The 13,296-nt window shown below is 60.9% G+C and carries 8 protein-coding genes and 1 riboswitch; of the genes, 4 read left to right on the top strand and 4 right to left on the bottom strand.

Annotation, left to right across the window (positions count from 1 at the left end):
* Nucleotides 1-70: 70 nt before the first annotated feature.
* Entirely contained in the window at nucleotides 71-1,450 is a 1,380-nt protein-coding gene (locus L861_RS12635; protein ID WP_016416980.1) for a sodium:solute symporter family transporter, read from the bottom strand.
* Nucleotides 1,440-1,555, bottom strand: a riboswitch (TPP riboswitch). (Overlaps the previous gene by 11 nt.)
* Before the next feature lie 137 nt (nucleotides 1,556-1,692).
* Here L861_RS12635 and L861_RS12640 point away from each other — a divergent pair.
* Entirely contained in the window at nucleotides 1,693-2,367 is a 675-nt protein-coding gene (locus L861_RS12640) for a hypothetical protein (protein ID WP_016416981.1), read from the top strand.
* Between the two features lie 15 nt (nucleotides 2,368-2,382).
* Here L861_RS12640 and L861_RS12645 read toward each other — a convergent pair whose 3' ends face one another.
* Together L861_RS12645 and L861_RS12650 are read right to left on the bottom strand one after the other, a co-directional pair.
* A complete protein-coding gene (locus L861_RS12645; RefSeq protein ID WP_161629078.1) occupies nucleotides 2,383-4,239 on the bottom strand; it encodes a sensor domain-containing diguanylate cyclase in 1,857 nt (618 codons plus the stop codon).
* 149 nt (nucleotides 4,240-4,388) lie between these two features.
* On the bottom strand, nucleotides 4,389-5,888 hold the full coding sequence (locus tag L861_RS12650; RefSeq protein ID WP_016416983.1) for a CoA-acylating methylmalonate-semialdehyde dehydrogenase: 1,500 nt from the start codon (nucleotides 5,886-5,888) through the stop codon (nucleotides 4,389-4,391).
* A gap of 510 nt (nucleotides 5,889-6,398) precedes the next feature.
* Here L861_RS12650 and katG (L861_RS12655) point away from each other — a divergent pair.
* Nucleotides 6,399-8,609 carry a catalase/peroxidase HPI gene (gene katG, locus L861_RS12655; protein WP_016416984.1) on the top strand — a complete coding sequence of 737 codons (2,211 nt, stop codon included), beginning with the start codon at nucleotides 6,399-6,401 and terminating at the stop codon, nucleotides 8,607-8,609.
* Between the two features lie 332 nt (nucleotides 8,610-8,941).
* Entirely contained in the window at nucleotides 8,942-11,128 is a 2,187-nt protein-coding gene (katG, locus tag L861_RS12660) for a catalase/peroxidase HPI (protein WP_035568447.1), read from the top strand.
* 144 nt (nucleotides 11,129-11,272) lie between these two features.
* On the opposite strand, the gene L861_RS12665 is transcribed toward katG (L861_RS12660), so the two are convergent.
* Entirely contained in the window at nucleotides 11,273-11,950 is a 678-nt protein-coding gene (locus L861_RS12665; RefSeq protein ID WP_027948132.1) for a GntR family transcriptional regulator, read from the bottom strand.
* 283 nt (nucleotides 11,951-12,233) lie between these two features.
* Between L861_RS12665 and dctP the strand changes: the two genes are divergently transcribed.
* Nucleotides 12,234-13,232, top strand: a complete 999-nt coding sequence (gene dctP, locus L861_RS12670) for a TRAP transporter substrate-binding protein DctP (RefSeq protein WP_016416988.1) — start codon at nucleotides 12,234-12,236, stop codon at nucleotides 13,230-13,232.
* Nucleotides 13,233-13,296: the final 64 nt, after the last annotated feature.

Consider the following 13,296-nt stretch of genomic DNA (forward strand, 5'->3'; position numbering starts at 1 on the left):
CCTTTAGTCGTAAGCATGCTTTATCACGCCTTATAGAGTGGGCACCGAAGCACTTCCTTGCAAACCGCGCTCAATGCCTTGGGGACAAGCAGGCTACCAATAGGCTAATGAGAGTCGAGGCGATCAGGGCTCCCAGGAAGGGACCCAAGGTCGGCACACCACCGGGGAAGCTCGCAGCCAGCAGCCCGGCACTCGGGCTGCCTTGGGCAACCCAACCCGGCAATACCGCCCCGAGCAGACCGGCCAAGCCACCACATACTGCCGCGAGCGTGGTCATTCGCGGCCATAGCCCCAGCAGCACTGGCACCACGGCGGTAGCGCACAACAGGTCGGCAATCAGGAATAGTCTCAGCACCGAGAGATTCTGCAACGCCACGATCACCACTGGCACCATCAACGCCACGGTGATCCAACGCGCTGTGGCTAGCGATACTCGCCGACTGCCGCCCTCCCCCTCGCTGACCGCCAGCGAGGCGATGCCGTTCTGCAGCGTATCCACGCTGGAGGCCACCAGCGTTACCGCCAACACCAAGGCCAGTAGCATCAACCACTGCGGCGCCTCGGTCAGCAGCGCAAAGAAGGGCATCGGTGGCTCGCCAAGCGGCGTACCCGACATCGCAGCAAGAATTCCCAAGCCACCGACAACGGCCACTACGGCCACGGTAATCAGCCCACCCAGGATGGCGCCGCGCCCCAGCGCGTGGCCGTTCCTGGCGGCCCACACCCGCTGCCAGTAGCCTTGATGGAACAAGTTCGCCGCGGTGACGGCGATCACCAGTGTCAACGCGACGCTCAAAGCGCTTCCGGCAGGCACCGAGGGCAAGTTGGCATCGCTTGGCAATGCCGGCAAGCGCTGCCACCCTACCCAACCGACCACCCCCAGCAAGGCGATCAATAGCCAGGCCTGCCAGCGGTCGGTGGCCAGGCTCGCCCTGAGCCCGCCCAGTGCGGTATAGACCAGGGTAGACAAGGCCACACCGATCACCACCACGCTTCCCGACATATCGGAAAGCAACGTGGTGATGCCATTGATGGCAGTGAGCTCGGCGGCCAGGAACACTGCCATATACAGTACCGAAAGCAGCGATACGTAACGGCGTACACCCATGCCATAACGGTGCTGGGCGAACTCACCGATGCTGCGCCCTTCGGGCAGGTAACGACGAATCGACGGCCCACAGGCAGCGAAGACGATAAACGGCAATGCCGCCCCGATGGCATAACCGGCCAGCGCGATTGGGCCAACGAAAGCACCGACTTCCGGCGGCGCGAACAGGATCCAGGCGCCCATGCCCGAAGCCAGGAACGACAAGCCGAGGGTCGAGGCGGTCTGGGAATTACGTGCCGTGATATAGTCATCGAGTTGGCCACCCACGCGTCGCGCGCGCAGGCCCAGAACGGCGAACAGCAGAAGTGCCGCGCCCAGCGCGGCGGGTGTCAGGTAAGGCATGTCGCGCTTCCTCCGCCGGTATCAACCGGATCAGGTTCCAGGGTCTGCACACGGTGAGTCAGGAGTGCACTCTCAGTCCGAACCGGGACTCCCCTGGCGACAATCAATGGGTAGTAGGGAAAGACTTCCCTTGTTCAATCGTACGTGTATAACAGCATGTAGGGCGACACTATCATCTCTCCCCCTAGCTGCCATAATAATGACGAAATGATTCTAATGTAGAAAGCTGCAGGGAACACGACATGACATATAGCGAAGCCAAGGAACACGCCCCAGGGCGGTTGCACGAAATATTCTCCGCGCCTTACGAAGCTTTCGAGAGTGCCGTGCTCGAACGTAAACTGCACCTGGACATCGCCCTGCGAGCACTACTCGACCAACCGATACAAAGCAGCAGGCTGGTGCTGAGGGTCATTCATGGTTGGGAGAACGGCGATGACACCCCGGAAGCACTGAAGCACAGCGAGCATCCCATCGGCTCCCTTGACGACGTGGCACGAGTCAAGGAAGAGTACCGGGCTACCATCGAGCAGGAGCTTCCGCTCCCCCATGATGGCCGTTCCCTGTTGGCCCATCCCCGTGACGAGGCGATCGCCAAGGCCCATGAACAAGGCCTGGAGATCGACGACGAAACCCGTCGCAACCCGGCTCGTTGGCCCACCTTCGAGAACGGGCTCTATCTCTATACTTTCTTCAAGATCTATCACCGCCTGACCTACGGTGAAGACGAAAGCTACCGTTCGATCCAGTGCCAAACTCCCAAGGGCCCTCGCGAGATTCACGAATTCCATCTCGACGAATGCGAATTCGCGATCTCTACTCCACCGGCGTTCGACGACACAGGCACCACTCTACTAATCGTCCACGAAGGCGAACTCGACCCGCTGGTGGAGTGCCTCGAGTTGCACTTGGGCTAGCCCACACTTCCGATATCAAGTGTTCTCGGGCAGCAGGTTACGCACCACGATACGATTGCGTGCCTGTTGCTTGGCCTCATACATGGCCTGATCCGCTTGAGAATACAGCGCCTGGGCATCCGGCACCTGCTCGAAATCCTCGCACGCCACCAGGCCGAAGGAAGCCGTCACCACGCCATACACAGAGCCCTGGTGCGGAATTCTGAGCGCCTCGAGAGAGCCCCGGAATCGCTCCAGAGCGCGATACCCTGCCTTCAGCGTATCGGCTTCGAGCAGTAGACCGAACTCCTCGCCGCCGAGCCGGAACAAGTGATCCCCCTCGCGGCGGAAATGCTGCTTGAGTAACGCGGCCACCTTCACCAATACCTCATCGCCCGCCTGGTGGCCGTAGGTGTCGTTGTAGGCCTTGAAGACATCGATATCCATTACCACGAACAACACCGCCTGACCGAGACGGCGGCGACACCCCAGTTCCTCATCGACCAGCGTCAGAAACTGGCGTCGGTTATACAACCCAGTAAGCGGGTCGGTCCGCGCCATGGCGGCGAGTTGGCGGTTGGCTGATTCAAGGTCGCGCGTTCGCGAGCGCACCTCTGCCTCCAGGCGCTGGTTGACCTGACGCTGCAGTTCGTGAGTCTTGCGCTCAGCCTCGAGTTTCTCGTTCTTGAGCTGATTGATCTTCCAGGCCAGCCCCAGGGCCAGCAGCAGGAACTCGAGCCCGGAGCCCGCCTGCACGGCATATTCCGTGATCAGGTTGTAGGGAAGCACCCCTGCCACCCGTAGGAAGTACAGTGTGATACCCACCAGCAGCACGCACCAGGCCACCAGATAGATCCTCGCCAGGACATCACCACGCCAACACCGCCACACGGCCACGACCAATAACAGCGTGGAAAGCAGGATGGCGCTCGGAATCATGGTGCGAAATAACGGGCCATAGTGCCCCCACAGTGCCGGCATGGCACTCAGCAGGCACAGTCCCGCCGCCCCATACAGCACCCGAGGCAGCCATACCGAGTGTCGGTGCAGGCTTAGATAACTGCAGGTGAACATGGCGAGCGTAAGGATGAACACCCCGATGTTCAGCGGCACGATCTGGTTGTTGAAGGTGGGCCAGTTGGGCCACCAGTACTGGAAGGCAAAGCCCCGTGCGATAAACATCAACACGAAGAAGGAACCGAGGTAAGCCACATAGTGCAGCAGGGCCCGCTCACGGGTGGCAACGTAGAGCAGCAGATTGTAGGTCAGTAACGCCAGCAGCGCCCCGAAATAGAGGCTGAAGGCCATCAGTTCGCGCTGGCTCTTGGCAAGGAAGCTGGCACCGTCCATCAGGTACAGCGGCGTCGCATCGAAGAGCCCATCGTGGGTATCCAGACGCAGCACTACACGATGCGTCTCACCGGGCGGCAAGTCGATGGGCAACACGAAGGTACGGTGCGCCACCGGGCGCGAATCGAAGACACGGCGATTGCCGGTTTGCCAGACACGGATCACCTCGCCTGACTCGTCGACCAGCCAGGCATCGAGATAGTCATGCAGTGGCATGGCCAGCTCCAGCAACCGACGCACCACCGCCTCCGAACCATTGGTCAAGTCGACTTGCACCCACCAAGCCGAGGAGGAAAAACTGAAGTTGAGGGTCTCCTGACCGGAAGCCTGCCATGGCAACCGCTCGTTCTCGGCCGGCAGCGAGGCGATGTCGTAGGTCCGGTCGGAATCCTCGAGCAAGACCACTTCCGGGCTCAGGTTCAACTCGCCCGGTGCCTCGGTGACGTCGATAGCTGCCACGGCGGGCTGCCCCCAAAGACAGAGCAGCAGCCACCCGCATACGGTAGCGATTAGCAGTTGCGGCAGGAAATATCGACGGGTCACATTTACCTCACCGGGCAAGGGATACCTTGTTTATCGGCATCCTGTCGGCTTTCCTGAATGCAGCTCTATCGCCGTTTTCAACGTAATCGGCCCCGCCTCTCGGAGACGGGGCCAATTTGCTCAACACCTACTACTATGGCTTGTCTGGTTCAATGCAACGAAATGGTGCTGTTGATACCGCTGGAGATGTTCTCCGGTTCGAACCAACGCTCGGTCACGGTCTTGGTCTGGGTCCAGAACTGGATCGCTTGTTTTCCGTTGGGGCCCAGGTCACCGAGCTTGGATGCCCGTGAGCCGGTGAAGCTGAAGTAGGCGACCGGCACCGGAATAGGCACATTGATACCGACTTGACCGACATCGATATCGGCCTCGAAACGCCGCGCCACCCAACCGGAGTTGGTGAAGATCGCCGTACCATTGCCATTGGGGTTGGCGTTGATGAAGTCGATGGCCTCATCCAGGGTCTCGACACTCACCACACACAGCACCGGACCGAAAATCTCCTCGCGGTAGATACTCATCTCGGCCTTGACGTCGCTGAACAGGGTCGGGCCGATGAAATTGCCGTCCGGATAGCCTTCGACCTTGATGTCGCGGCCATCGAGCGACAGTGTTGCGCCTTCCTGCACACCGGCTTCGATCAGGCGCAACACGCGCTCGCGAGCGGCCTTGGATACCAGCGGACCAAGATCGGCATCGCGCTGGGTACCAGGGCCAACCTTCATCGCCCGCGCGCCCTCGACGAGATCGTCCAGCCACTGCCGGGCCTCGCCCACCAGCACCAGCACCGAGTTGGCCATGCAGCGCTGGCCGGCAGCACCGAAGGCTGAACCCAGTACGTTGTTGATGGCCTGGCTGCGGTTGGCATCAGGCATGATCACGCAGTGGTTCTTGGCCCCCATCATCGATTGCACACGCTTGCCGGCCTTGCCGGCACGCTCGTAGATATGGGTGCCGACGGGGGTCGATCCGATGAAGGAGACCGCCTTGATGTCCGGATGATCGCAAAGTCGATTGGCGACGTCCGGTCCGCCATGCACCACATTGAGCACCCCAGCGGGGAGCCCTGCCTCATAGGCCAATTCGACCAGGCGGATGGTGGAAGACGGATCCTGCTCGGAAGGCTTCAGCACGAAGGTGTTGCCGGTGGCAATGGCCAGCGGAAACATGAAGCACGGCAGCATCACCGGGAAGTTGAAAGCGGTGATCCCAGCCCCTACGCCAAGCGGCTGTTGCAGCGAGTAGACGTTGACATCGCTGGCGGCGTTCTCGGCAATGTCGCCAAGCTGCAGCGTGGGAATCGAACAAGCATGCTCGACCACTTCCAGGCCACGCCCCACCTCGCCCTCGGCATCGGGCAGGGTCTTGCCGTGCTCCTCGGTGATCAAGGCGGCCAACTCGCTGGTGTGTTCGCGAATCAGCGCCTGGAACTTGAGCATGATGCGCTGCCGCTTGGCCAGCGGCGTCTTGCGCCAGGTCTTGAAGGCTTCCTTGGCACTGGCCACGGCACGATCGACCTCCTCGACACTCGCAAACGGCACTCGCGCCACGACTTCCTGGGTAGCGGGATTGACCACGTCGCGCCATTCACCACTCTGGGAGGGCACGGCCTGACCATCGATATAAAGCGGGATTTCTCTGACTGACATGGTGACGACTCCTCGGGAATCTAATCAACGCCTCCTTCGATGGGTCCTTGGTGAAGCGGTATTCCAACTTCCCATATAGACCCGGGCGTTGTGATTGTTATCCATGTGGCCATCGACAAGGCCGATGCACCGTACAGAAAAAGGTAACTCGAGTGTAGGCAGTGGACCTGGGAATAGCACACGCTATCCCGAAGTAACGCGACTCTTGTAGCGTCTTGAGCACGACCCGACACTGCTTGGCCAACCCGATGAGCCGGGTTGGCCAAGCAGTGAGAACCATAGATGCCAGAAGCTATCACAGCCATAAAAACAAGCTATTGAGCTGGTTCATAAAATCAAGCCCATTGCATGGCCCGGAGTTGCTATACCTAAACTAAGTCAGTGACGGGCAAGGCGCGCCACTGCCGTTTCGCGTCAGTCATGCTGACACGTACAGGTTGTGAAAGCTTGACAGGCGAGTTCCAGCCACTCCGCAACCACACAACAACGATCAGGCACAAGGAGAACAATATGGACCAGCAAGCTAGCAACAGTGCAGGTGGGTGCCCCTTCATTCACGGGGCTCAGACCTCCGTGCGTGGTAACGGCGCAACGAACGAGCACTGGTGGCCAAACCAGCTCAACCTGAGGATTCTCCACCAGCACCGCCCTGAATCCAATCCGCTGGGCCGGGATTTCAACTACCGCGAAGCGTTCAAGAAGCTCGACTATGAAGCCCTGAAGAAGGATCTCCACGACCTGATGACCAACTCCCAGGAGTGGTGGCCGGCGGATTACGGCCACTACGGCGGGCTCTTCATCCGCATGACCTGGCACGCCGCCGGCACCTACCGGGCCGCCGACGGCCGAGGCGGTGGCGGCACCGGCAACCAGCGCTTCGCCCCGATCAACAGTTGGCCGGACAACGCCAACCTGGATAGGGCCCGCCGCCTGCTGTGGCCCATCAAGCAGAAGTACGGTAACCGGATCTCCTGGGCCGACCTGATCATCCTGGCCGGCAACGTCGCCATGGAGTCCATGGGCTTCAAGACCTTCGGCTACGGTGGCGGCCGCGAGGACATCTTCGCCCCGGAAGAGGACATCAACTGGGGTGCCGAGAAGGAATGGCTGGCGAGCGAGCGCTATCACGGAGAACGAGAGCTCGACCAGCCCTTCGCCAACGTCCAGATGGGCCTCATCTACGTGAACCCGGAAGGCCCGGATGGCGAGCCCGACCCGATAAAAGCCGTCAAGGACATTCGCGCGACCTTTTCGCGTATGGCGATGAACGACTACGAGACGGTGGCACTGATCGCTGGCGGCCACACTTTCGGCAAGACCCACGGTGCCGCCCCCGACAATACCCTCGGCGCGGAACCCGAGGCCACGCCCCTTGAACAGATGGGCCTGGGTTGGAAAGGCACCCACGGTACCGGCATGGGTGACGACTCCTGCACCAGTGGCCTGGAAGGCGCCTGGACCTCCAACCCCACCCGGTGGGACATGGGCTATTTCGACCTCCTGTTCCGCTATGACTGGGAACTCACCAAGGGCCCAGGCGGCAAGAACCAGTGGCGGCCCAAGAACGTCAGGGAAGAAGACAAGGTGCCCATGGCGCACGACCCATCGAAGAAGGTCGAGCCGATGATGCTCACCACGGACCTCTCCCTGAAGCTGGATCCGGACTATCGCAAGATCTCCGAGCACTTCCACAACAACCCGGAGGAGTTCGCGGACGCCTTTGCCCGCGCCTGGTTCAAGCTGCTCCATCGCGACATGGGGCCCAAGGCCCGCTACCTTGGCCCCGAGGTGCCGGAGGAAGACCTGATCTGGCAAGATCCGGTTCCACCTGTCGATCATGAGCTGATTGACGACAAGGACATCGCCGAACTCAAGAAGCAGATCCTGGATTCCGGGCTGTCCACCTCAGAACTGGTCAAGACCGCCTGGGGCTCAGCCGCCACCTTCCGCGGCTCCGATAACCGCGGCGGCGCCAATGGTGGGCGCATCCGCCTGGCGCCGCAGAAGGACTGGGAAGCGAACGAGCCGGCCCAACTGAAGAAGGTGCTCCAGACGCTCGACGGCATCCAGCGGGAGTTCAACGGCGCGCAGTCCGGCAACAGGAAGGTGTCGCTGGCTGACCTGATCGTTCTTGGTGGCAATGCCGCCGTCGAACAGGCCGCGAGGAAGGCAGGATACGACGTCGAGGTACCCTTCCATCCGGGCCGCACCGACGCCACGGAAGAGCAGACGGATGCGGAATCCTTCGAGCACCTCGAACCGATCGCCGATGGCTTCCGCAACTACCTCAAGCAGCGCTACACCGTCCCGGCCGAGGAGTTGCTGCTGGACCGGGCACAGCTGCTCAAGCTGACCGCGCCCGAGATGACGGTGCTCATCGGCGGCATGCGTGCCCTGGAGGCCAACGTCAACGATTCCAGGCACGGTATTTTCACCGATCGGCCCGGCACCCTCACCAACGACTTCTTCGTCAACCTGGTCGATATGGGCACGGAGTGGAAGCCCACCGACGACGACGAGGACGTGTTCGAGGGCCGTGATCGCAAGACCGGTGAGGTGAAGTGGACCGGAACCCGGGTGGACCTGGTCTTCGGGGCCAACTCCCAGCTCCGCGCGATCTCGGAGGTCTATGCCCAGGACGACACCAAGGAGAAGTTCGTGAAGGACTTCGTGGCGGCATGGAACAAGGTGATGAACGCAGATCGCTTCGACCTCGCGTGATCGAGGTCGTGTCACCCTCCTAAATCGCCCTCGGTTTCGGCCGGGGGCGATTCATTTGAGAGCGATCCCTCTAACACTGACCCACCTCATTCGGCTCGTCCCATTCCCCAATGGATTGCAGATGGAAGCGGGTGAAAGAGCGTTAATAAAAATAAACTATTGAACCGGTGGAGAGAATCAAGTCTCTTCTATGACCCGGAGTTGATATACCTCATTTAGGCGGTGATGGGTAAGGCGCGCCACGACCGCTTCGCGTGATGAGCAACGATCAGCCAGTAATGGAGAGCGATATGGACCAGAAGGCTAACAACACTGCAGGCGGGTGCCCTGTCATGCATGGGTCAATCACCAATCACGGGGGACGGGGGGCGACCAATCGGGACTGGTGGCCGAACCAGTTGAACCTCAGCATCCTTCATCAGCATTCGCCGAAATCCAACCCTCTGGGCGAGGAGTTCAACTACGCCGAGGTGTTCAAGACGCTCGATCTGGCAGCGGTAAAGAAAGACCTGACCGACCTGATGACCGATTCCCAGGACTGGTGGCCAGCCGACTATGGCCACTATGGGCCTTTGTTCATTCGCATGGCCTGGCATAGCGCCGGCACCTACCGCACCGGCGATGGTCGCGGCGGCGCCAGCACCGGCACTCAGCGTTTCGCACCGCTCAACAGTTGGCCGGACAACGGCAACCTGGACAAGGCACGTCGGCTGCTGTGGCCGATCAAGCAAAAATACGGCAACAAGCTATCCTGGGCGGACCTGTTCATTCTGGCCGGTAACGTTGCGCTCGAATCCATGGGCTTCAAGACCTTTGGTTTCGCCGGCGGCCGTGAAGACGTCTACCAACCGGAAGAAGACATCTACTGGGGTGCCGAGGAAGAATGGCTGGCCACCAGCGACAAGCGTAATAGCCGCTACTCTGGCGAGCGCGAACTGGAAAACCCGCTGGCCGCGGTGCAGATGGGTCTGATCTACGTCAACCCGGAAGGCCCGGACGGCAACCCGGACCCGCTGGCGTCAGCTCGTGACATCCGCGAAACCTTCGCCCGCATGGCGATGAACGACTATGAAACCGTCGCCCTGACCGCCGGCGGCCACACCTTCGGCAAGACCCACGGCGCAGGCGCCCCGTCCCACGTCGGCCGCGAGCCGGAAGCCGCAGCCATCGAGGAAATGGGCTTCGGCTGGAGGAACAGCTACGGTAGCGGCAAGGGCCGCGATACCATCACCAGTGGCCTGGAAGGCGCCTGGACGCCGACCCCGACCACCTGGGACATGAGCTATTTCGATGTCCTGTTCGGCTACGAGTGGGAACTGACCAAGAGCCCGGCCGGTGCCAACCAATGGGTACCCAAAGGCCTGGCCGACAAGGACAAGGCCCCCGACGCCGAAGACCCGAACAAGCGCGTCGGCATCATGATGTCCACCGCCGACATGGCCATGCGCGAAGACCCGGAGTACCGCAAGATCTCCGAGCACTTCCACAACAACCCAGAGGAATTCGCCGACGCCTTCGCCCGAGCCTGGTTCAAGCTGACCCACCGCGATATGGGTCCCAAGGCCCTCTATCTCGGTCCGGAAGTTCCGGCGGAAGACCTGATCTGGCAGGATCCGATACCGCCCGTCGACCATGAACTGGTTAACGCTCAGGACATCGCGGATCTGAAGAGCCGGATTCTGGCTTCCGACCTGACCAACTCCGAACTGGTGTACACCGCCTGGTCATCCGCCTCGACCTTCCGTGGTTCCGACAAGCGCGGTGGCGCCAACGGCGCACGCATCCGCCTGGCTCCCCAGAAAGACTGGGAAGTTAACCAGCCGGAGCAACTCGCCAAGGTGTTGCAGACCCTGGGGAGCATCCAGGAAACCTTCAACGGTGCCCAGAGCGGCAACAAGAAGGTGTCGCTGGCCGACCTGATCGTCCTGGGCGGTAATGTCGCCATTGAGCAGGCCGCCAAGGCCGCCGGCCACGATGTCGGAGTACCGTTCGCTCCGGGCCGCACCGACACCACCCAGGAGATGACCGATGTCGACTCCTTCGAGCCGCTCAAGCCCGAAGCGGACGGTTTCCGCAACTACCGCCGCGCCCCGTTCACCGTCTCGGACGAGGAAATGCTGGTCGACAAGGCGCAGTTGCTGGGCCTGAGCGCCCCGGAAATGACCGCACTGGTCGGCGGCCTGCGCGTGCTGGACGCCAATTACAAAGGCTCCAAGCACGGTGTCTTCACGAACCGCCCGGGCACGTTGACCAACGACTTCTTTGTCAACCTGACCGACATGAACACTGAGTGGAAGCCGGCATCAAAGGACGCCGACGTGTTCGAGGGCCGTGATCGCAAAACCGGCGAGGTGAAGTGGACCGGGACCCGTGTGGATCTGGTCTTCGGTTCAAACTCCCAGCTCCGTGCCCTGGCAGAGGTCTATGCCCAGGACGACGCCAAAGAGAAGTTCGTGACAGACTTCGTGGCGGCATGGAACAAGATGATGAACGCGGATCGCTTCGACCTCGCCCGATAGCAACGCTACCCCTGACGTTTCGGGCAACACTGGGACGCTCGGGCGCTACCGAATACGGTGGCGTCCGAGCGACTTTATTTCTTGCCTGCGCCACGCGTTGGCGCATCGGGACAGCACCAACTGTGCTATCACAATCCCAGGGTCTCAGGCGGTGCTGGTCAGTGTCGCGCTGCTAAGCGTCCTCACACTGGCAACAAAATCACTAAAGCGCTCGCCCTGAATTATCACGTGCTGTCGCAGAGCGTCTTCGGCAGCTTGTGCTTCTCCGGCCTCGATCGCCTTGACGATCTCGCGGTGTTCGGCCAGTGAGGTGTCCATCCGATGACGCACCTGCAGTTGCAGACGTCGGTAGGGTTTCAGGCGCTGCTTCAACTGGCGGGCTTCGTTGGCCAGGAAACCATTGTGACTGGCCGCATAGATGCAGTGATGGAAGCCTTCGTTTTCGTAATAATATTCATCGGTATCACCGGCCTTGGCCGCCTTCTCGCAGCGTTCCAGGGCCTCATGCAGCGCCGCCAGTTCCTCGGCGGTGATTCGCCTGGCCGCCAGGCGCCCGCACATGCCTTCCAACTCGGCCATGACCTCGAACATCTCGATCAACTGATCGACACCCACCTTGGCCACGAACGTGCCTTTTTTCGGCGAGACGGTCACCAGGCCACTGGCCACCAATTGCTGGATGGCTTCCCGTATCGGGGTGCGTGACACCTGGAACTCCTTGCCCAGTGTCTCTGGATCTAGCCGTTCTCCGGGTGCTCGACGTCCGTTGATGATGTCATCTTCCAACGAGTCCCTGAGTCGCTGGGCATTCGATCGCTTCACTCTGTTCACGGTCATCTCCTACAGGGCGTTCGTGCCTGAGCTCGGGCTGCAGCCACCTTCATCGCGAAGCAGAGCTTCGCTCCCACCTCGTTCGCGCCAGCACCATCCCTCGTGGGAGCGCAGATGTTCTGCGCGATCCCGGCCGTCAGGCCGGCTTTAGCCATCTTTATCTCGCATTGCAGCATTGACAGATGTATACCGAGAAACTATTGAAGTATACATCAGCATGCCTGATGTATAGATCAAACCGCAAACTCCAACAACAACATATTCTGGAGACGCCATGAAACGCTCAATCGCACCGGCAATCGCCACCCTAGCGCTGGCCATTGCCTTCAGCGGCGCCGTTTCGGCACAAACCGTACTGCGCGCCTCGCACCAGTTTCCCGGTGGCAAGGGGGATGTACGTGACGAAATGGTCCAACTAATGGCCAAGCAAGTGGCCGACGCCGATGTCGACCTGGAGATTCAAGTCCACCCCGGCGAATCACTATTTGGCGCACAAGAACAGTGGGGGGCCCTGGTACGTGGTCGTCTGGACATGACCGCCCTGCCACTCGATTACGCCAGCGGCCGCCATCCGGAGTTCTCGGCCACCCTGATGCCAGGCCTGGTGCGCAGCCATGAACGCGCCCAGCGCCTCAACGACTCCGAGTTCATGAACATGATCAAGGACGTAATCCAGGAGGGCGGCGCCCGGGTGCTGGCCGATGCCTGGCTGGCCGGCGGTTTCGCCTCCAGCCAGAACTGCATCACCTCTCCGGACACCGTCGAAGGTCAGACCATGCGCGCTGCCGGCCCAGCCTTCGACGAGATGCTCGAGACCGCAGGCGCCTCGATCGCCTCCATGCCCTCCTCGGAGATCTACACCGCCATGCAGACCGGGGTACTGGACGGTGCCAACACCTCTTCCGGCTCTTTCGTTTCCTATCGGATCTACGAGCAGGTGACCTGCCTGACCGCGCCCGGCGAGAACGCGCTGTGGTTCATGTACGAGCCGATCCTGATTTCCGAACAAAGCTGGAGCAAACTCAATGAGGAGCAGCAGCAGGCACTAATCGAGGCCGGCAAGGCCGCCGAGGAATACTTCACCGCCGAGGCCGCGAATCTCGACACGAAAATGGTCGAGGTATTCAAGGAGAACGGCGTTGAAGTGGTTACCATGTCTCCAGAGGACTATGACGCCTGGCTCGAGATCGCCAAGCAGAGTTCCTACAAGACATTTGCCGAGAACGTCCCCAATGGTCAGGCCTTGATCGACGCCGCCCTAGCAGTGGAATGATACCGTGCCGATAGCTTCGGTCGCGAAAAGCCGCCCCTCCCGGGGCGGCCATCATGCATTCACG

It is taken from the genome of Litchfieldella anticariensis FP35 = DSM 16096 (genome assembly GCF_000409775.1).
Lineage (GTDB): Bacteria > Pseudomonadota > Gammaproteobacteria > Pseudomonadales > Halomonadaceae > Litchfieldella > Litchfieldella anticariensis.